Raw genomic sequence first — 18,491 nt, forward strand, 5'->3', positions numbered from 1 at the left:
ATCTCCACCACGTTCAATAGGCTTTGCTCTGCCCAAAGGTGCTCGTTGCTGTTCTAAGGATAATCCTCGCATCCAACCACAAGCCCCAGTTATTGATGTACCACAGGTCATGCTCCACGCGCTTCTGCATCAGCTCGAGCGTGCGGGTTTCTCCGCGATAACCATTAACCTGGGCCCAGCCGGTGATGCCGGGCTTGACGTGGTGGCGGAAGGCGTAGTTGCCGATGATCTGCTCATATTCGGTGTTGTGGGCGGCCGCGTGCGGGCGGGGGCCGACCAGCGACATGTCGCCCTTGAGCACGTTGAGGAGCTGCGGCAGCTCGTCGATCGAGGTCTTGCGCAGCCATTTGCCGATTGGCGTGACGCGCGGGTCGTTCTTCTGCGCCTGGACGATGGTCGGGCCGTCCTCCAGCACGCGCATGGTGCGGAATTTGAAGATCTTGAACGCGCGCCCGCCAAAGCCGTGGCGGGTCTGGCGGAAGAACACCGGGCCCTTCGAGGTCAGCTTGATCAGGATCGCGGTCACCAGCATCACGGGCGCGAACACCAGAAGCGCAAAGCTCGCCCCGACGAGATCCAGCGCCCGCTTCAGCGCACGTTCGCGAAAGGTCAGCGGAGCGCGGCGCAGCTCGGCGGTGAAGGTGTTGCCGGTGCCTTCAAGCGGATAGCGCAGGAAGCGCGCCGTGTTGGGGTCCGGCACCAGATGCACCGGGACGGGGAGGATCTTCAGCGCGTCCAGGATGCTGTCGATCGCGTGCTGCCGGCTCCAGTTCATCAGCAGGAAGACGTGCTCGATCCGGTTCTCGCGCGCATAAGTGATCAGCTCCTCGAAGCGCGGCGCCAGCTGCGACAGCAGCAGCGGCGAGGCGAGCTCCTTGGCGGGGATTTCCATGACCCGCATCAGGCGGTAGCCGTGCTGGCCGAGGTCATCGACCGCGTTGGACGAGGTGGCAAGGCCGAATTCGGCGATCATGATGGCGCGGCCGTTGGCGAAGGCGCCGGTGCGCAAGCCATGCGCGGTCCAGCGCGCGGCCGCGATCTTCCAGGCGAGCAGAACGGCGAGGCCGACCAGATAGAACGAGATGGTGGTGCCGCGGGAGAACTCGTCGCTGACCTTCATCGTGAAGGCGATCGCCAGCAACGCGCCGAACAAGCCGGTCCACGTCGTCAGCGTCATCCGGAACGTGCGGGCCAAGTCGGTGATGGCTTTCAGGCGATAGCCGTGCTGCACGCTGGTCAGGAGGATGAAATTGATTGCGACCAGGACGCTCGCCGCCGCATAGACGTCCGCCTTGCCGAGCGTGCCCGCGGTGGCGATGTGATAGCCGACCGCGCAGCCGATCCCGCTGACCACGATCAGCGCCGCATCGACCACGGCCATCAACCGCTCGACAACCACGGGACGCAGCCAGCTCGGCGCATAGCCTGTCGCTGTTGCCGGAGATTGCTCGACCGTACCAATTTCCGTCGCGGAATCAGGGACGGGCACTGGTCGAGTGGAAAGAATTGTCATCTTGCCAAGCCCATTGACGCAAAATTCATTATCCGAACGCGCCGTGCTATCGGTCAAAATCGCTTTTAAAACAAGGCGAAGGGAAAATTAACCTTACCCCAGAAGCTTCATTGTAGCCCATCTCGCCTCGACTGATATGCTAAATTTCACAACCCGTTAGGAAGTTCTCGTTGCCCCGAACCCAGTCCCGGCGGCGGCCCCGGCCGAAAGGGAGGCGTTACCTCGCCATTGGCCTCGCTGCCGCGGCCTTGGTGGGGACCGCGCTTCTGCTTCTTCGCCCCGATGCGGCCCCCGTACGAACTCCGACGGCCTCCGCGGCCGTCGCGGTCAAGCTCCTCCTCGACGGGCCGTATGGCGCGCGGTTTGCCGGCGAACTCTCTGCATCGAGGCAGGGGTACTTCTCCTCCCGCATTGAAATGGCGGCCCTGCCCGAAGACCCAGAGTTCGTCCAGACGATTGCACGCCAACGTGCCATCGGCGTGACGAGCGGCCAGAAGTTCCTGCTGGCGAGTTGGCGCGGCGTCCCTGTGACTGCGTTTGCGGCAAGCTTCCTCGATACCTCTGTCGCGATTTTCACGCTTGAAGCCTCGGGATTGCGGCGTCCGGCTGATTTGGTCGGAAAGCGAGTCGGATACCGTAGGGCGAGTGAGGGCGACGTCGTTTTCGACGCCATGATGGCGCAGCTCGGGCTGCCCCGCAGCCAGATTACCAAGGTGCCAGACCGCGACAGCTTCGAAGCTCTGCGGGGCGGGCAGGTGGATGCGATCATCGCTGGAATCGACGAGCAGCCGGATCCCTCCAGTTCGACGTTCACGAAGCTGAATGTCATCAAACCGCAAGACTATGGCATCCATGTTCCTGGCTTGGTCTACTTCGCGAGTAACGCTCTCGTCCATGAACAGCCATCCATGATTGCCGATGTCCTTCAGGGCCTCATCCGGGGATGGCAATTCACCTACGCGGACTATGCACGGAGCGTGCCCGTTCTGGCTGGGACCGGGCCGGCCAGTTTGAATCCCGAGCGGCTGAAATTCGAACTGCAGCAGCTACGTCCGCTCGTTTTGCCGACAGGGGGGCGCATCGGCGATTACGACGAAAGCCGTTGGCGGACGCTTCGGGACATTCTCCTCTTCGCCAAACTTGGCGAAGAGGACGTGCCGCTGGCCCAGACCGTCAACTACCAGTTCCTCCGAGATGTGTACCGACGTTCACCCGACCTTGCTGCCCCGGGCGCCTGGAGCGAGGAAAAATAGGACCAAGAAGCCACAGTTGCCCGCCATATCGCTATAAAGGCCCTCCCCAAGCTGCGCCGTCGGTTGCCTTTTTGGCCCTAGCCTTGGTAATCTAGGCTTTACTATTTAGGCTGGTTCGCGGTGGTCCTCGGGTTGCGGCCTGGTGGGGCGCGGGGAATGGACCAAATCCGCAGGGGCGAGGAGCTTTTTTGGGATGTTTAAGACCATGATGCGAGGAGGCCTTTTGGCCGCCGCCGTTTCCTTCTGCGCAGCGAGCGGAGCAAGCGCGGCGATGCAAATGCCGGCGCCGGCGGCCCTCCTGACGGGTGCAAGCCAGGCGACGCCTGTCACGTTCTGGGCGCAGCCCTACCCATATAGATATGTGCCGTCGCGCCATTGCCCCTTGGTGCGGGTCGAGACGCCCTATGGCTGGTATATGGACCGCGTTTGCGCGCCCGTCGGCCCTGTCCTGCGTCGGGCGTACTGAACTTCGGCTGACCTAAAGCGGCGAGCGCCGCTTTTTAGAAGATTTACAAGGCAGCCGCACAGCTCATGCGGCTGCCTTGCTCATTTTTGTTTCGCCGTGTGCTGCTCTTTTGTGCGCGCAGCACGGGTTCACCATGAATATCTTTGTCGGGCCGGGATAGGCTGTTGCATGGTGAAGATTGTGTTACCAGTTTGGCGGGGCTGCATCGGCAGCGTGATTGCGTAATGCGGCGGTAGCCGGATCTCACAGAAGTGACGGTCCGGCCAATCGAACGCCGGTAGAGGATACGATGACAGGGGCTTCAACCTACGATCTCACGGGCAAACGTGTCTTCGTCGCGGGTCACCGCGGCATGGTGGGATCAGCTGTCGTCCGCCGGCTTGTGTCGGAAAATTGCACCGTGCTGACGGCTGATCGGCGTGAGCTGGATCTGACAAAGGAAGAACCCACGCTCAGATGGCTCGAGGCCAATCGCCCGGACGTCGTGATTCATGCCGCTGCAAAAGTTGGCGGTATCGCGGCCAACAACAATTTCCCGGTCGACTTTCTCTGCGACAACCTTGCGCTGGAATTGAGCGTGATCCGTGCAAGTCACGCGGTTGGTGTGCGGCGCCTGCTGTTCCTCGGCTCGTCGTGCATCTATCCAAAGCACGCCAAGCAGCCGATCGCCGAAAGCGAATTGTTGACCGGGCCGCTCGAGCCGACCAACGAGTGGTATGCGATCGCCAAGATTGCCGGCCTCAAGATGTGCCAGGCGTATCGTCGGCAATATGGCGACGATTTCATCTCGGTAATGCCGACCAATCTCTACGGCCGCGGCGACAATTATCATCCCGATCATAGTCACGTCCCGGCCGCGTTGATCCGGCGCTTCCATGAAGCCAAGCTGGCCAATGCAACCAGCGTCTCGGTGTGGGGCACCGGCACACCGCTCCGCGAATTCCTCAACGTCGACGATTTTGCCGATGCCTGCGTCTTCCTTCTGAAGAACTATTCAAGCGATCTTCCGATCAATGTCGGCAGCGGCGACGAATTGTCGATCGCCGATTTTGCGAGGACAGTCGCGGAGGTCGTGGGCTATCAGGGCGAGCTCGCGTTCGATGCGTCAAAGCCTGACGGCACGCCACGCAAGCTGCTCGATAGCTCGAGAATTCGAGGGCTTGGCTGGCGACCGAACGTCGCCCTGCGGGCCGGTCTCGCGGCCGCCTACGCAGACTTTTTAAAGGGCTCTGGACGTCATCTGGAAGTCAGCGCGACGCGCTGAGAAAAACTACGTAAGACTACAAGAAACTTTTTTATTGCGAACTTTTGATTTGGGCGGGGCTTTATGCGTGTTCTCTTGGTCGGCATCAACTATGCCCCCGATCTGATCGGTGTGGCAAAATACAACGCTGAGCTCTGCGAAAGCTTGGCTGCCGAAGGTCATGAAGTCAGGGTCATTACGGCACCTCCGTATTATCCAGCCTGGAAGATTCCCCCGGCGTTCAAGTCGTCGTATTTCAGGTCGAGAGATATTCAGGGCGTTCGCGTGACCCGTACGCCGATTTATGTGCCCGGACATCCCTCGGGCGCCAAGCGGCTGGTTCATCACGCTTCATTCGCGCTTACGAGCGGGGCGCCGATCCTCGTTGAGGCGCTATCCTGGCGCCCCGACGTTATGATCGCCGTCGCACCATCATTAATGTCGGCTGCCTTCGTCTCATTCGTCGCTCGTTGCGTCGGTGCCAAATCATGGCTTCATGTGCAGGACTTCGAGGTGGACGCGGCATTTGATCTTGGTCTGCTACGCAATCCTAACTTGCGAAAATGGATGCTTCGAGCCGAAGCGGCGATCCTCAAATCGTTCGACCATGTTTCAACCATCTCTCAAGCGATGGTGGACCGGTTGAGAATCAAGGGGTTGAGTCCTGACAAGACAGCCGAGGTGAGAAACTGGATTGACACCAACGCGATCTGCCCGGGTTCGCGAATGACCAAATACCGTCAGCAGCTGAAGCTGGGCGCGGCCGATATCGTTGCGCTCTACTCCGGAACAATGTCGAACAAGCAAGGCCTTGAACTCGTGATCGAGGCTGCGATCGGTTTGGAGGAGAGCCATCCTCATATCCACTTCATCCTTGCAGGCGATGGGCCACATAAAATGAGGCTGGAGCAGCTCGCTGCCGGACGTCGCAATGTCCATTTTCTCGGGCTTCAGCCCAACGAAAGTTTCAATCAATTGATGGCCACGGCCGATTTTCATCTGATCCCGCAGAAAGCCGAGGCCGCCGATCTGGTGTTGCCCTCCAAGCTTGGCGCGATCTTCGCGTCGGCTCGGCCGGTCATTGCGATGGCTGAAGAAGGCACGGGCCTCGCGGCGGAAGTCACGGATGCGGGCCTGGTGATTCCACCCGGAGATTCGTCGGCGCTTGAGCTTGCAATTTGCCAGCTCAGCGAGGCGCCGGCTCTCCGTGAGCATTACGGCGAAGAAGGAAGAAGGCGCGCGCTTGATCGTTGGGATCGACGCGCAATTGTGCACCGGTGGTCGGAGGCCATGGCAGGGCAGGGCAGTGCGACAGGGCAGAAGAATGTCGACTCGAAAAACGCTGCCGGCGACATTGGGCTTCCAGTGGAGGATGCCGTTCGGTCACCTTAAAGCATCTGATCTCAATTCGTTGTCGTCCAAAAAAATGAGCGCCGCGATGGGCGCTCATCTGGCTTCTTGCCTTGCTGGCCGATCTGCCAGGACTACTCGTGGCGCGGGAAATACCTAAAGCCGTGCTGCTTAATCAGCTCATCGCGTTTTGCGGATTCGAGATCTTCCTTCATCATCTCGCGAACGAGGCTCTCGAATGAGGTCTGGGGCTGCCAGCCGAGTCTTTCTTTCGCCTTGGACGGATCGCCAAGCAAAGTGGCGACCTCTGTTGGGCGGAAATAGCGCGGGTCGACCGACACCACGCATTTTCCGTTTGCAACATTGTAACCCTTCTCGTCGACGCCGGCCCCCTCCCATCGGATCTGCATGCCGACTTCGCTCGCCGCCACGTTAACGAAATCTCGAACCGAATGTTGAACACCGGTCGCGATGACGAAATCTTCCGGCTTTTCTTGTTGCAACATAAGCCACTGCATCTCGACATAGTCGCGCGCGTGTCCCCAATCGCGCAATGCATCGAGATTGCCGAGATACAACCGCTCCTGCAGGCCCAGATGGATCCGGGCCAATGCCCGCGTGATTTTTCGGGTGACGAAAGTCTCACCCCGGACGGGAGATTCGTGATTGAAGAGAATGCCGTTGCAGGCATACATCCCGTAAGCTTCACGGTAATTGACCGTGATCCAGTAGGCATAGAGCTTGGCGACGGCGTACGGCGACCGGGGGTAGAAAGGAGTGGTCTCCTTTTGCGGGATTTCCTGGACCAGACCGTACAGTTCCGAGGTCGATGCCTGGTAAAATCGGGTCGTCTTTTCCAGTCCAACGATCCGCATGGCCTCGAGAATTCGAAGTGTGCCCAGGCCGTCGGAGTTCGCCGTATACTCCGGCTCCTCGAATGAAACGGCCACGTGACTCTGCGCCGCGAGATTGTAGATCTCGTCCGGCTGCACCTGGCCGACAATCCGGATCAGGCTCGAGGAGTCCGTCAGATCGCCATAGTGGAGCCGAAAGGGCGGGTCAGGCTCGTGCGGATCGAGATACAGATGATCGATGCGATCGGTGTTAAACAGCGAGGTCCGGCGCTTGATGCCGTGGACCTCGTATCCCTTCTGCAAAAGAAGTTCGGCCAAATAGGCGCCGTCCTGGCCAGTGACGCCGGTAATAAGTGCTCGTTTCTTTGTCATATCAGTCCCAAAGATGGAAATTGGTGCTTACACGAAATTGACCTGGTTAGGGAGGGCGAAATGGAGCGAAAATCAAGCTTAGATTAACAGCGTTTGGCTCCAGCCGGCGCGCCAAAGGATCTCCTCCGAGTACGTGCGAGGCGCAGTGCCGTTCAAGGTGTCCGTCCCTCGTTTGATCGTAGTCGGGCGAGAGGCCTCCAAACCGCGGAAAGAACTAGATCGGATTCTTGACCATATGAGGCTTGGCCCCGTTGATCAGAATGCCAGCTAGAAGGTCGCGACTTCCCGTGTCCACCGTTGTGGATCCGTTCCCGACTCCGCACGCAGGATAGTGAACCGATCCAAAGCATCTACAAGCGGCGTGACCACTGGACTCAGATTATCGAGTACGAGGACTGCTCTTCCCTCACGCACGAGCAGCACAAGATGGTGCTCTCCAGTCGCTCGCACGACGACCTCGGCGAGAAGGAGGGCCGAGCTGGGCCAGCCGGATCGCAGCAGCAGATGCCGCTTGGTGACGGCATAGTCGCCGCAATTGCCCTCGTCAGGGAATATCTGCCATTCCGCGTCACGTCGGCTTGCGGGCGGATCCCTTGGGGTTATGCCAAAATTCACGATTGAATTGATTTGTGCGAGTTCTCGCCAACGCTGAATTGAGGAACGGAAATCTCGGACCCTGCGGTCGTCGTGACGCTGGCAATCGTCGGGATATTGAATGCAGAATTGTGAGAATGACAGCGGTGGCGTCACCGCTTGGGATTCGTAGTTCGAATAGGCGGGCTGGCTGCAAACGCAATACATTATGGCCAGCATGCGGACCGCATGCCTGATCATCAAAACTTCGCCTGGCATTCCTGATTGCTAGGCGAAGTATATTGCGATGCGGTGGAAGCGCTACGATAATTGTGAGGCAATCGATGCACAATCGTGGAGCAGCGTGCGCGCGCTTGATCTGAACGAGGTGAAGGCGGCCAGGGTATAGGAGTCTGTGGCCTCGAACACCTGCAAGATTTGGAGGTGTCTGCTCCCGCTCTGTCGTATGGAGCTGCTTGCGGAATGAAGCTAGGGTCCGTGCAAGACCTCGTCCGGATGTCCTCTTCGCCGGAACGTGACGTAAATCTTGGTGCAAAAAGCACAGTTGGAGGAGCGGCTCCACAGGATCGCCGTCCATACCCGCCCGTTCGTCCCAAATACCGAAATCCGAAGAACCCGTCGGAGAATGGTGCGGTCGCGGCAGGCTACCGCGGTGGCTCCAACCGCAGCTCCGAGGCGGTCGGCAGTTAGACGATTTCCTCATCGAGCGGGCTTCGGTTCAAAAGCGCGAGACAAATTGAGCGGTGGGTCGCGATCGCGTCGGAAACGCGAAATACTGATCTGCCCACCTGATCAAGGTAAGCAGTTCAAAGCCCCGGCGTCGCCCGGGGCTTTTTGTTATCAGGTGGTGAGCAAGCTCCCCAGGGGAGCCAGCAATTCCGCGTCGGGGCCTTCAGCGGTACCCGTGAGCGGGCAAACGAGCGATAGGATGGAGGCCGGCGGAAGGCCTGACGATGTCAGTTTTTGGCCCGAAGCTGCCCCGGCTGAGCGCGGACCAAGGGTCCGCTTCAAGGGGAGAACGGACAGTTGCCGGCCTAGCTTCGTTCGTCCACCTGTGACCCTGAGCAGACCTCAGCTCCTTATAATTTCGGGGACGTCTCCTCGCGTCCCATTCGCGAATGACGCCGCGCGCTCTTCGGCCTGCGCTCAGCGAGGCGGCGCGGACTAGATATGCTGACGTTGAGTTTCTTCGCATTTGGATCCAAAGCCGGTCGGGCTCCGGCCCATTGCGATGCGGTATTTCTCGGCGCGACAATCTGTATCGCGCGCGACGAACAGCTGACCTATACTCACTTAGCCGCCTTACGACCTTGAGGGCCTGCCCATGAAGTGGCGAGGATTGATTGCACTTTTCGGCGTCGCGGCAATTGTCTTCCCTTGCGCGGCGTACGCGCAAAAGGGCGCACTTCCAACAATTGGCTATCTTGGCTTCGATTCAGCCGACAAAAGTAAGGAGTTGCTCGACGCCTTTCGGGATGGTCTCCGCACCAAGGGCCTTGTAGAAGGCCAGAACGTCACCATCGAGTATCGCTTCGCGGATGGAAAGTATGATCGCTTTCCGGAATTGATCGCAGATCTGATTCAGGATCGCGTTCGAGTGATCGTCGCTGCCACTGGTACAAACGGAGTCTTGGCGACAACGAAAGCGACTAAGACGATTCCGATCGTGTTTGCAATTGCCATGGACCCGGTACTTCTTGGCGTTGTTTCCAGTTTGAACAGGCCGGGAGGAAACGCGACTGGCGTGAGCATGTACACTCCGCAACTGACCGCCAAGCGACTTGAGTTATTGGCAGAGTTGACACCGGGAGGCGGAACAATCGCTACGCTGGTAAATCCAACGAATCCAAACGCGAATGTAGTGGTATCGGATGCCGAAGCTGCGGCCAAGTCGCTTGGCCGAGAAATTCACGTCCTGGAGGCGAGCACCGATGAGCAAATTTATGCTGCCTTCGGCGAAATCAGAAACCGGAAGCATGCCGCGCTTCTTGTCAGTCCAGATGCATTCTATATTGCACGCCGAGAGCAACTCGCAGCGTTGTGCGAGCAGTATCGGATCCCCGCGACTTATGAATGGTCATTTTTCGTCAAATCCGGCGGACTTATGAGTTATTCGCCCCGCATCACCGATGTTCAGCGTCAGCTTGCCGACTATACAGCAAAAATTCTGAGCGGCGCTCGACCCGCCGACCTTCCGATTGAACAGCCGACTAGATTCGAGTTGGCGATCAATATCAAAACAGCAAAGAACATCGGCCTTACTATCCCGCCCTATCTCCTCGCTCGCGCCGACGAAGTGATCGAGTGACGCATGCCTCTGCTCCTAGCCCTGAGGCGAAGACCGCGGTTCAGCCCGGCATGTCAGCAGTTAAGGCACCCCCGGACGTGCCGAGAACGCGACTAGATCGACACGATTGACCCAGGGCGGGCATACTGTTTGTAACTTCGATGTCGGCGTTGCGCTGTTTAGGGAACGTGGACCGCGGCTCGACTGAGGTTTACGCCATGGAGGCGCACCTAGCTTCAACGGAACTGGAACAATGTCCGGGCGATCTGATTGGGAAATTGTTGCGGCTGATGAGAGAGACAAGGAAGTATTCCTGGACAAGCGTGTTTATCAGTGAGGAACAGCAAATGGATGACGAACGAAAAGCATCAAAGGCGGAGGAACGGGCCGCTGAAGGCTTGCGCGAGGCAACTGTTAAGGAAGAAGCGAAGAGCGAGAGCAAGACGGGGCACGATCTAGCCAAGGGCGCTGATCGCTTCGAAGAACGCTCTAAAAGCTCCGATGGAAAAAGCGCAGAAGAAAAACAAAAGGGTAAATGAAAGAGCAGACCTGACGCGGCGTTTCCGAGCGGGCCTCCGCAATGACCCTGGGGGTCTTTACTCACGAGGGCTACATCCGCCCTCGCTAACTTCTCGTTCTCTTATTTGGGCTTGAGAATGAGGCGATCCGGGCGTGAAGCGCGCCTGGCGTGCAGCTAACTCGCGGCCCCGGCAGCATCGAGCCGGTTCATGGATAAATCGGAGCTTGCCGGATACACGCCGCCGACGACGTGGCGATTGAAGAAGATCAGCGCGCCCGGCTTGTGGCGGGGAAATCCAGGACAAAAGCCCGCTTCCGTACCCGGCGAGGTTGCAATTGAAGGCGGGCGCCGTTCTGAACAGCTCGCTGACCTATTGTTCTCCCTGGGGACGAATATCGCACGATATTCAGAACAACCGTTGATTTTGCTCAGACTCCTGCCTGATTTTGATTCCGCCATTCGGAGGTTCGATCCCTCCCGCCCCAGCCAGATCTCAAGCTGTTGAGTTCATTCGGTAAGCAGTTGCACTTTGGGCGCGTTTGGAAACACAGATTCTAAGGCTCGGTCCAGAATCGAACTAAACGGCGTAGCCAGGCTGGCTTATCTCCGAGGCTTCCATATACCGCGGAAGCTGCTCGGGCAGGTCTGTTTTGCCCTCATCGTAGAATAGGGTGCTATGGCGAACGAAGCGGACAACCGGTCGAGATGCGCATGTGCGGAATTGCAGCCGTGCCGCAGTCGGCCCAGCCGGCGGCCCCAGGGGGGCGGTCGTTGCCCCGCTACCGGGGACCATTACGACTGCAAATCGCGTGGTCTTCGTTTCCTTGGCGGACCGGAACGATAAAGACCCCGCACTTTCTGCTGTTGAAAAAGCTCCCCGCATACGTCACGCAACCATTGGCTTGCCGGGTCGTGATGGAAGCGGGCGTGCCAATATTGCTTCACCGTAAAGCCGGCGATCGCCAGCGGGCAGTCGAGCACGCTCAGTCCGTAATAATGAGCCAACGTTTCGCCAATGTGCCTTGGGAGGGTAGCGATCAGGTCAGTCGTGCCGATGATCGCGGGTAGCCCCAAAAAGCCGGGTAGCTCAAGCACGACATCAAGGACTATCCGCTGCTCCCGTAGCGCGTCCGCGAGCAACTGATGTCCGGTGCCGGAGCGAATGAGGACGTGTGCCTCCCGCCTGAAATCCTTTGCGGTGATGCGCTTGCGGATCCGGGCATGTCTTGCGTTTGCCAGGCAGACCCAATCCTGCGGAAAGAGTGCCTGTTGGAAGTGCCCCGCGTCGAGGTCCGAGATGTAGCCGAGCGCCAGATCGGCCTCGCCAGACTGCAGCATTCGTGGGGTATCGCCGCCGATCTGCGCCGCCTCAATGCGGATGCCCGGCGCAACGCGACGAACGTGAGCGAGGATGGCCGGAAGCAGCGTGATGTGGCTCGCATCCGTCATGCAGATGACGAAGCGGCGCTTGGCAGTCGCCGGATCAAAGTCAGAGCGAAGCTCCGCCAGACGACGCAGCATCTCCAACGCTTGTCTGGCCGCGCCGATGAGAGCCTCGGCGCGCGGAGTCGGCAACATTCCCTGTGCTGAGCGGATGAAGAGTGGATCGTCCAGTTCCTTTCGCAGGCGTGCCAGCCAGATCGAAATGGTCGGCTGACTCTGACCGAGTTTCTCGGCTGCCTTGGTGACACTGCCCGTGGTGAACAATGCATCGAAGAGCCTGAGCAGGCGAGGCTCCAGCAGTTTCGTCTCGGGGTGATCCTGAGGTTTCATTGCAAATGACAATAATGCATATAAGAATCATAGCATATCTTAATGTCAACCAGCCTGCTACCACGCGACCAACGCCGAGAATGGCGCTGGGGGAAGCGTTCGATGAGGATCTGCTTTATCGGAGCGGGGGCCTTAGGCTCGACCATCGGCGGCACGCTGGCGCGTGGGGGAGCCGAGGTCTGGCTAATTGATCCGTTCCAGGCCCATGTTGACACAATCAACGCCCGCGGGCTTCGCATGCGCGAAGGTAGCGCCGAGACCGTCGTGACGGTCACCGCCTGCACGTCCGCGGCCCAGGTCGGCGTCAAGGCTGACCTCGTCATCGTCCTCGTCAAATCCTACCACACGAGTGAGGCCATCCGGGCGGCCGCGCAGATCATCGGGCCGCACACGGTCGTGATGTCGCTTCAAAATGGTCTTGGCCACGAGGACATCCTGTCGGAGGAAGTTGGTCGTGACCGGGTCATGGCGGGCAAGACCTACGTTGGTGGCGTGCTGCTCGGCCCCGGTCACGTTCGCTCCGGGGTCATCGGCAAGGAAACCATCATCGGCGAGCTTGATGGACGCTTGACGGAACGCGCACGGCGAATTTCCGAGACGTTCAACCGCGCCGGCATCCTCACACTGCTCAGCGACAACATCCTGGGCACGATGTGGGACAAGCTGTTCATCAACGTTGCCGGAGGAGGAATTACTGCCATTACCGGCCTGACCTATGGCGGTCTCTATTCGCTGCCGATCCTGGAAGATTGCGCGCTGGCCGCGATCTCAGAGGGCATCGCGGTCGCGCGGGCGGCTGGCGTGAAGATCTCGATCACCGACCCGCGGCGCGCTTGGACGATGGCATCCGCTGGTCTACCGCCCGAGTTCAAGACGTCGATGTTGCAAAGTTTGCAGTCCGGCAACTTGACTGAGATCGACTACATCCACGGGTCCGTCGTGCGCTGGGGCGCCAGGCTCAACGTCCCGACCCCCGTCAATTCCACCCTTGTCGCGCTGGTCAAGGGCATCGAATACGCCCGCAGCGACTATCCTGGAAGGTCCTAAGACGATGTCGCTGCCCCGTGCCTACATCGAACACGTCGCCATCCGTGTGCCGGACGTTGATCGTCACGTTGGTTTCTTTCGTGAGGTGCTTGGTCTTCCCATTCGCGACGAGCAACCCGCCGATGGTGCCCGCCCGCGTCAGGTATGGGTGCTCGGAAGCGTGCAACTCATCGAGGATCCGAACTTCGTCGGACCGGAGGGGCGCCTCGCCCATCTCGGGATCATGGTCGACGACTACGAAGGTGTGCTCGCCCGTGCCGCCGCCTGGGGCGCCAAGGCGCTGCCTACGGGACCGAACTGGCTCGAACTGCCGGGCGGGCTGAACGTCGAAATCTTGCAAGCCAGTGCAGGCGCTGTGGAAGCGGCCCTGGCGATCAATCCACGGGCCTAAGGAACACGCGACATGACCGATGAGCGCTACTGGGACGATGCCAAGGTCGGCGACGAATGCGTCACTCCCTCAGTGACGGTTACCGAAATGATGGTGAATGCCTACGCAGAACTGACGGGCGACTTCACGCCTGTTCATGTCGACGAGGAATACGCCAAGACCACACCATTCGGTACGCGCGTCGCGCACGGGCTGTTTGGTCTGTCGCTGGCCGACGGTTTGAAGACCCGTGCCGACTACCGCTTCCTTCCCGGAATGTCGCTGGGCTGGACGTGGGATTTCAAGCTGCCGATCAAGCTCGGAGATACCGTGCATGTGAAGTTCCGCGTTGGATCAATGCGCGCCACGAAGCGGGAAGGGTGGGGCATCGTGGTGCTGCCCTCGGAGCTGATCAACCAGCGCGGCGAAGTGGTGCAGCTAGGCGAGCACCGGCTGATGATTCCCATGCGATCGAAGACTAGCGTCGCGGGAGAGCGGGCATGACCGCGCAGGATCTGCCGCTCAAGGGCATTCGCGTCATCGACTACAGCCATTTCCTGGCAGGCCCGTTCATGGGCCGTTGCCTTGCCGCGATGGGCGCCGAGGTCATCAAGGTGGAGCGTCCGACGGCAGGCGATGCGGGCCGCGCCCATGGCTATTTCAAGGACGGACAGTCCGGCTACTTCCTGCAGCAGAACATGGGCAAGCAGGGAGTGTGCATCGACCTGCGCGATAAGCGCGGTCTTGACATGATGATGAAGCTGGTCGACACGGCCGACGTCTTCATCGAGAACTACCGCCCCGGCGCGCTCGATCGACTCGGGCTCGGCTACAAGGCGCTGTCGGCGCGCAATCCCGGGCTGATCTACTGCTCGGTCTCCGCCTATGGCCACACCGGTCCCTATGCCGACCGTCCGGGCTTCGGCCTGATCGCAGAGGCGATGTCGGGCGCTTTGGCGCAGCTGGGCTGCCCCGGCGAAGCGCCGCCGCTGCTGCGGATGCCACTCGCCGACATGTATACCGGCATTCACGGTGTGGCTGCCATCAATGCCGCGCTGGTCGGCCGCGCGTCGTCCGGGCGCGGTCAACACATCGATCTGGCGCTGTACGACTGCATGGTCTCGATGCACGACTATGCAGTGCAGCGCTACTTCCTCTCCGGCGGTACCGATCTGCCGAAGCAGACTGGAAGCGGACAGCCAGACTCGACCGTCTACGGCGTCTTTCCGGCAAGGGACGGCAATCTTGTCATCGCCGCGCAAGTTGATGATGCGTGGCGACGATTGGCGAGCCTGATCGGAGGAGACGCGCTGGCATCCGACGAACGCTTCACCACGCCTGCTGCGCGCAACGCCCACTATACTGAAGCTATGGAGATTGTGCGCACCTGGACGCTGTCGCAGCCCTCTCGGGACGCCTGTCTTGCGGCACTCGACGAAGCAGGCGTGCCGTCCGCTCCCGTGCAGACCATCGAAGAGGTCGTGAAGGATCCGCAGATCCACGCGCGCGGCATGCTGGTCGAGCAGGAACATCCTGTGCTCGGCAAGGTGACGTTACCGAACTTGCCCTTCCGCTTCTCCAACTGCGACACCACGGTGCGAATTCCGGCGCCGCTGCTCGGCCAGGACAATCGCCGCATTGCAGAGTCGCTGGGACTTTCGGCCGAGCTCGTCGAGGCGATGGTGCGTGACGGGGTCCTCTACAACGAACTCGCAGTGCAGGAGTGAGCGATGAGCGACCGTTATGCGGTGATCGGCAACCCGATCGGCTTCAGCAAATCACCTCACATCCATGGCACTTTCGCCAGAATGACAGGACAGGACCTTGTCTATGAGGCGATCGAGGGTCCCCTCAATGGCTTCAGCGGGCGGGTTGATCAATTCCGGACCGAGGGCGCCAAGGGACTGAACATCACTGCCCCGTTCAAGCTCGATGCCTTCGCCTACGCAAACGAGCTTTCAGAGAACGCCGACCGAGCTGGCGCCGTAAACTGCCTGAAGTTCGACGGCCATCGGATCATTGGCGAGAATTTTGACGGGATCGGCCTTGTGCGCGACATCACCATCAATCTCGGTGTCAAAATGGCCGGCCAGCGAGTCCTGATGCTCGGTGCCGGGGGCGCGGCGCGTGGCGCGCTGCTGCCGTTCCTGCGCCAGGAGCCGTCCGAGCTGGTTCTCGTCAATCGTACCTTATCGAAGGCTGTGGCATTGGCCGAAGAGTTTGCCGGTTGTGGTCCCCTGATCGTCAGCGGCTATGCTGAACTGGCCGATCTTGCCGAGGGTTATGACGTCGTGGTTAACGCGACATCGGCCAGCCTGCGAGGTGAGATGCCGCCACTTCCCGGCAATGTCTTCCGCGGTGCGAAGTTGGCGTACGAACTTGCCTACGGCAAGGGATTGACTCCCTTTCTGCAAGCGGCCCGCGCCGAAGGCGTAGCCAAGCTCGCCGACGGCGTCGGCATGCTGGTGGAGCAGGCGGCAGAAGCTTTTGCCTGGTGGCGCGGCGTTCGACCGAGCACGGCTCAGGTCATCGCCGAGCTGACCCTACCATTGCGCTGACGGGCTATGCCGAGCATTCAACCCAAACCCAGCTTCCTCGTCGGCCTGATCGGCAGCGGCATTGCTGCGTCCCGCACGCCGCCCATGCACGAAGCGGCCGCTGACGCCGCTGGCATCCGCTATCTCTACAGGAAGATCGATCTGGCCGAGTTGAAGCTCGGTGCGGAGGCATTGCCGGAATTGCTCACGGCCGCGAGGCGGATGGGCTTTGACGGGCTGAACGTGACCCATCCCTGCAAGCAGGCGATCATTCCGCTGTTGGAAGAGCTTTCGCCTGACGCGCAGGCGCTTGGTGCCGTGAACACCGTGGTTATCAGGAACGGTCGAATGATCGGCCACAACACCGACTGGTTCGGCTTCGCCGAGAACTTTCGCCGCAACATGCAAGGCGCGTCGCTCGGTCGTGTCGTCCAATTCGGCGCCGGCGGCGCAGGCGCGGCAGTCGCTTTTGCGCTGATGAAACTCGGCGTGCAGGAGTTGATCATTGTCGACTTGGACCTGGCCAAGGCGCAGAGTGTGGTCGACGGCTTGTCCCCCCGATTTGCAGAGGGGCGCTTGAAGGCCGGCCAGGATGTTGCAGCGGCCGTGGCTGCCGCAGACGGAATTGTCAACGCGACTCCGATCGGCATGGACAAGTATCCGGGCACACCGCTGCCGACGGCCTTGCTGCGTCCCGATCTATGGGTCGCCGAGATCGTCTATTTCCCGCTGGAAACCGCACTGCTGCGCGCGGCCCGTACCCTCGGCTGCCGCACGGTCGACGGTGGCGGCATGGCGATCTTCCAGGGCACCGAAGCTTTCCGCCTGTTCACGGGCGTTTCACCCGATCCAGACGTCTTCTTCTCAACTTTCGCATCCCTGGGAGGGTGACACCCGGCCGATGGGCGAGCGGCACGCACAACGCCCGAGAGGAAACGCAAGATGGGCTATACGCTCGATTTCTCGGTGGTTTGGCATGCCATGCCCGCGCTGCTGTGGGGGTGCGTGGGCACGTTAGGTCTGGCGCTTGCCGGCATGACACTGGCGATGATCATCGGCGTCGCCGGCGTCGCGGCACGCGATTCGAAGGCGGCCTGGTTACGTGCCATCGTGATCGGCTTCGTCGAGATCGTGCGCAATACGCCTTTCCTGGTGCAGATCTTCTTTCTGTTCTTTGCACTGCCGCTCATCGGATTGAAGCTCAATCCGACCGCCACCGCCATTATTGCACTCGGCGTGAATGGAGGCGCGTACGCCATCGAGATCATCCGTGGCGGCGTGCAGTCTGTTCACCAGGGACAGGTTGAGGCCGGCTACGCGCTCGGATTGCACAAAGGACAAGTGTTTCGTTTCATTGTACTCAAGCCCGCGCTTCGCGCGATCTACCCGTCGCTCACGGGGCAGTTCGTCATGCTGACGCTGACCTCGTCGATCTGTTCGGCCGTCTCCGCCGATGAGTTGACGTCGGTTGCGCAGCGCATCGAAAGCGACACATTCCGCAGCTTCGAGGTCTATTTCTTCGTCACCTTCCTCTACCTCGCGATCTCCTGGCTGCTGATGTCGGGCTTCGCGATCATCTCCCACCGTTTCTTCTCGTATCCGACGCGCTGAGAAGGGCAGATCATGACACCGCATTTCGGTCTTCCCGAGTTCGGCTTCCTCCTGCGTGGTCTGCAGTGGACGGTGCTGCTGACGCTGGTTGCATTCGTCGGTGGCTGTACCGCCGGCCTGATCGTCGCACTGTTGCGCACCTGCGGTCGCACGACTGTGGAATGGATGGTCCGGATCTATATCGTTATCTTCCAGGGCACACCGCTGCTGCTGCAACTGTTTGTGGTGTACTACGGCTTGGCGCTCCTCGGATTGAAGCTGTCAGCATTCGTTGCGGTGGCGATCGGGTTCACCGTCAACGCCTCGGCTTTTCTCGGCGAGATCTGGCGCGGCGCAATCCAGGCCGTGCCTCGCGGTCAGACCGAGGCCGCAATGGCGCTCGGTCTACATTATTCCTGGCGCATGCGCGACATCGTGCTGCCGCAAGCTATTCGCATCTCGCTGCCGGCGACCATCGGCTATCTCGTGCAACTCATCAAGGGCACCTCGCTCGCCGCCATTGTCGGCTTCATCGAACTCGCCCGCGCCGGTCAAATCGTATCGAACCAGACCTACCAGCCGTTGCTGGTCTTCGGCGTGGTTGGCGCGATGTATTTCATCCTCTGCTGGCCACTCTCATGGTGGGGCAGCCGGATGGAGGCCAGGCTCGCCCTGGCCAATCAAAGGTAGGAACGGCGCACCTGCCCAATCAAATACAGCCA

The 18,491-nt window shown here is 60.1% G+C and carries 19 protein-coding genes; 15 read left to right on the forward strand and 4 right to left on the reverse strand.

The window, feature by feature from the left end:
* Nucleotides 1-13: 13 nt before the first annotated feature.
* Nucleotides 14-1,381, reverse strand: coding sequence for an undecaprenyl-phosphate glucose phosphotransferase (locus XI04_RS27070; RefSeq protein ID WP_271623821.1), 1,368 nt, complete (start codon nt 1,379-1,381; stop codon nt 14-16).
* Nucleotides 1,382-1,764: 383 nt separating this feature from the next.
* On the opposite strand from XI04_RS27070, the gene XI04_RS27075 reads away from it, so the two are divergent.
* From XI04_RS27075 to XI04_RS27085, 3 genes are all read left to right on the forward strand, one after another.
* Entirely contained in the window at nt 1,765-2,766 is a 1,002-nt protein-coding gene (locus tag XI04_RS27075; protein ID WP_271623822.1) for an ABC transporter substrate-binding protein, read from the forward strand.
* Nucleotides 2,767-3,521: 755 nt separating this feature from the next.
* A complete protein-coding gene (locus tag XI04_RS27080; protein ID WP_028142342.1) occupies nt 3,522-4,496 on the forward strand; it encodes a GDP-L-fucose synthase family protein in 975 nt (324 codons plus the stop codon).
* 63 nt (nt 4,497-4,559) lie between these two features.
* Complete coding sequence (locus tag XI04_RS27085; protein WP_028142343.1) at nt 4,560-5,867, forward strand: WcaI family glycosyltransferase; 1,308 nt, start codon at nt 4,560-4,562, stop codon at nt 5,865-5,867.
* Between the two features lie 92 nt (nt 5,868-5,959).
* Here the strand turns inward: XI04_RS27085 and gmd are convergent, their stop codons facing one another.
* Together gmd and XI04_RS27095 are read right to left on the reverse strand one after the other, a co-directional pair.
* Nucleotides 5,960-7,051, reverse strand: coding sequence for a GDP-mannose 4,6-dehydratase (gene gmd, locus XI04_RS27090; RefSeq protein ID WP_028142344.1), 1,092 nt, complete (start codon nt 7,049-7,051; stop codon nt 5,960-5,962).
* A 267-nt stretch (nt 7,052-7,318) separates the two neighbouring features.
* The gene (locus XI04_RS27095) at nt 7,319-7,903 is read right to left on the reverse strand and encodes a transglutaminase-like cysteine peptidase (RefSeq protein WP_246554145.1); all 585 of its coding nucleotides are present in this window, start codon (nt 7,901-7,903) and stop codon (nt 7,319-7,321) included.
* A 338-nt stretch (nt 7,904-8,241) separates the two neighbouring features.
* On the opposite strand from XI04_RS27095, the gene XI04_RS38895 reads away from it, so the two are divergent.
* The 4 genes from XI04_RS38895 to XI04_RS27115 all read left to right on the forward strand — a co-directional run bounded on the left by XI04_RS38895 (nt 8,242) and on the right by XI04_RS27115 (nt 10,957).
* Nucleotides 8,242-8,385: an H-NS family nucleoid-associated regulatory protein gene (locus tag XI04_RS38895; protein ID WP_376708912.1), complete on the forward strand. Its 144-nt coding sequence runs from the start codon at nt 8,242-8,244 to the stop codon at nt 8,383-8,385.
* 584 nt (nt 8,386-8,969) lie between these two features.
* A complete protein-coding gene (locus XI04_RS27105; RefSeq protein WP_028142346.1) occupies nt 8,970-9,953 on the forward strand; it encodes an ABC transporter substrate-binding protein in 984 nt (327 codons plus the stop codon).
* Nucleotides 9,954-10,279: 326 nt separating this feature from the next.
* Nucleotides 10,280-10,471: a hypothetical protein gene (locus XI04_RS27110; RefSeq protein WP_028142347.1), complete on the forward strand. Its 192-nt coding sequence runs from the start codon at nt 10,280-10,282 to the stop codon at nt 10,469-10,471.
* Nucleotides 10,472-10,660: 189 nt separating this feature from the next.
* Nucleotides 10,661-10,957: a hypothetical protein gene (locus XI04_RS27115; RefSeq protein WP_143279304.1), complete on the forward strand. Its 297-nt coding sequence runs from the start codon at nt 10,661-10,663 to the stop codon at nt 10,955-10,957.
* Nucleotides 10,958-11,244: 287 nt separating this feature from the next.
* On the opposite strand, the gene XI04_RS27120 is transcribed toward XI04_RS27115, so the two are convergent.
* On the reverse strand, nt 11,245-12,225 hold the full coding sequence (locus tag XI04_RS27120) for a LysR family transcriptional regulator (RefSeq protein ID WP_028142348.1): 981 nt from the start codon (nt 12,223-12,225) through the stop codon (nt 11,245-11,247).
* Nucleotides 12,226-12,327: 102 nt separating this feature from the next.
* Here XI04_RS27120 and XI04_RS27125 point away from each other — a divergent pair, with 102 nt between their 5' ends.
* From XI04_RS27125 to XI04_RS27160, 8 genes are read left to right on the forward strand one after another with little or no spacing between them, the layout of a single operon-like run.
* Nucleotides 12,328-13,272, forward strand: a complete 945-nt coding sequence (locus tag XI04_RS27125) for a ketopantoate reductase family protein (RefSeq protein WP_028142349.1) — start codon at nt 12,328-12,330, stop codon at nt 13,270-13,272.
* Nucleotides 13,273-13,276: 4 nt separating this feature from the next.
* Nucleotides 13,277-13,663 carry a VOC family protein gene (locus tag XI04_RS27130; RefSeq protein WP_028142350.1) on the forward strand — a complete coding sequence of 129 codons (387 nt, stop codon included), beginning with the start codon at nt 13,277-13,279 and terminating at the stop codon, nt 13,661-13,663.
* A gap of 12 nt (nt 13,664-13,675) precedes the next feature.
* On the forward strand, nt 13,676-14,146 hold the full coding sequence (locus XI04_RS27135) for a MaoC family dehydratase (RefSeq protein ID WP_038949613.1): 471 nt from the start codon (nt 13,676-13,678) through the stop codon (nt 14,144-14,146).
* Nucleotides 14,143-15,369 carry a CaiB/BaiF CoA transferase family protein gene (locus XI04_RS27140; RefSeq protein ID WP_038949614.1) on the forward strand — a complete coding sequence of 409 codons (1,227 nt, stop codon included), beginning with the start codon at nt 14,143-14,145 and terminating at the stop codon, nt 15,367-15,369. The genes XI04_RS27135 and XI04_RS27140 overlap by 4 nt, the downstream gene beginning before the upstream one ends.
* Nucleotides 15,370-15,372: 3 nt before the next feature.
* Nucleotides 15,373-16,200, forward strand: coding sequence for a shikimate dehydrogenase (gene aroE, locus XI04_RS27145; protein ID WP_038973325.1), 828 nt, complete (start codon nt 15,373-15,375; stop codon nt 16,198-16,200).
* Between the two features lie 6 nt (nt 16,201-16,206).
* Nucleotides 16,207-17,070, forward strand: a complete 864-nt coding sequence (locus tag XI04_RS27150) for a shikimate dehydrogenase (RefSeq protein WP_028142354.1) — start codon at nt 16,207-16,209, stop codon at nt 17,068-17,070.
* Between the two features lie 51 nt (nt 17,071-17,121).
* Complete coding sequence (locus tag XI04_RS27155) at nt 17,122-17,790, forward strand: amino acid ABC transporter permease (RefSeq protein WP_212476466.1); 669 nt, start codon at nt 17,122-17,124, stop codon at nt 17,788-17,790.
* A 12-nt stretch (nt 17,791-17,802) separates the two neighbouring features.
* On the forward strand, nt 17,803-18,459 hold the full coding sequence (locus XI04_RS27160) for an amino acid ABC transporter permease (RefSeq protein ID WP_028142356.1): 657 nt from the start codon (nt 17,803-17,805) through the stop codon (nt 18,457-18,459).
* Nucleotides 18,460-18,491: the final 32 nt, after the last annotated feature.

The sequence above is a fragment of the Bradyrhizobium sp. CCBAU 11430 genome (assembly GCF_028128855.1).
GTDB lineage: Bacteria > Pseudomonadota > Alphaproteobacteria > Rhizobiales > Xanthobacteraceae > Bradyrhizobium > Bradyrhizobium ottawaense.

Coding starts and splice junctions, on each gene's coding strand:
- XI04_RS27095 (WP_246554145.1), bottom strand. CDS start 7,903: ATGCCAGGCGAAGTTTTGATGATCAGGCATGCGGTCCGCATGCTGGCC.
- XI04_RS27135 (WP_038949613.1), top strand. CDS start 13,676: ATGACCGATGAGCGCTACTGGGACGATGCCAAGGTCGGCGACGAATGC.
- XI04_RS27125 (WP_028142349.1), top strand. CDS start 12,328: ATGAGGATCTGCTTTATCGGAGCGGGGGCCTTAGGCTCGACCATCGGC.
- gmd (WP_028142344.1), bottom strand. CDS start 7,051: ATGACAAAGAAACGAGCACTTATTACCGGCGTCACTGGCCAGGACGGC.
- XI04_RS27120 (WP_028142348.1), bottom strand. CDS start 12,225: ATGAAACCTCAGGATCACCCCGAGACGAAACTGCTGGAGCCTCGCCTG.
- XI04_RS27115 (WP_143279304.1), top strand. CDS start 10,661: ATGGATAAATCGGAGCTTGCCGGATACACGCCGCCGACGACGTGGCGA.
- XI04_RS27110 (WP_028142347.1), top strand. CDS start 10,280: ATGGATGACGAACGAAAAGCATCAAAGGCGGAGGAACGGGCCGCTGAA.
- XI04_RS27085 (WP_028142343.1), top strand. CDS start 4,560: ATGCGTGTTCTCTTGGTCGGCATCAACTATGCCCCCGATCTGATCGGT.
- XI04_RS27140 (WP_038949614.1), top strand. CDS start 14,143: ATGACCGCGCAGGATCTGCCGCTCAAGGGCATTCGCGTCATCGACTAC.
- XI04_RS27150 (WP_028142354.1), top strand. CDS start 16,207: ATGCCGAGCATTCAACCCAAACCCAGCTTCCTCGTCGGCCTGATCGGC.
- XI04_RS27130 (WP_028142350.1), top strand. CDS start 13,277: ATGTCGCTGCCCCGTGCCTACATCGAACACGTCGCCATCCGTGTGCCG.
- XI04_RS27155 (WP_212476466.1), top strand. CDS start 17,122: ATGGGCTATACGCTCGATTTCTCGGTGGTTTGGCATGCCATGCCCGCG.
- XI04_RS27080 (WP_028142342.1), top strand. CDS start 3,522: ATGACAGGGGCTTCAACCTACGATCTCACGGGCAAACGTGTCTTCGTC.
- XI04_RS27070 (WP_271623821.1), bottom strand. CDS start 1,381: ATGGCCGTGGTCGATGCGGCGCTGATCGTGGTCAGCGGGATCGGCTGC.
- aroE (WP_038973325.1), top strand. CDS start 15,373: ATGAGCGACCGTTATGCGGTGATCGGCAACCCGATCGGCTTCAGCAAA.
- XI04_RS27160 (WP_028142356.1), top strand. CDS start 17,803: ATGACACCGCATTTCGGTCTTCCCGAGTTCGGCTTCCTCCTGCGTGGT.
- XI04_RS27105 (WP_028142346.1), top strand. CDS start 8,970: ATGAAGTGGCGAGGATTGATTGCACTTTTCGGCGTCGCGGCAATTGTC.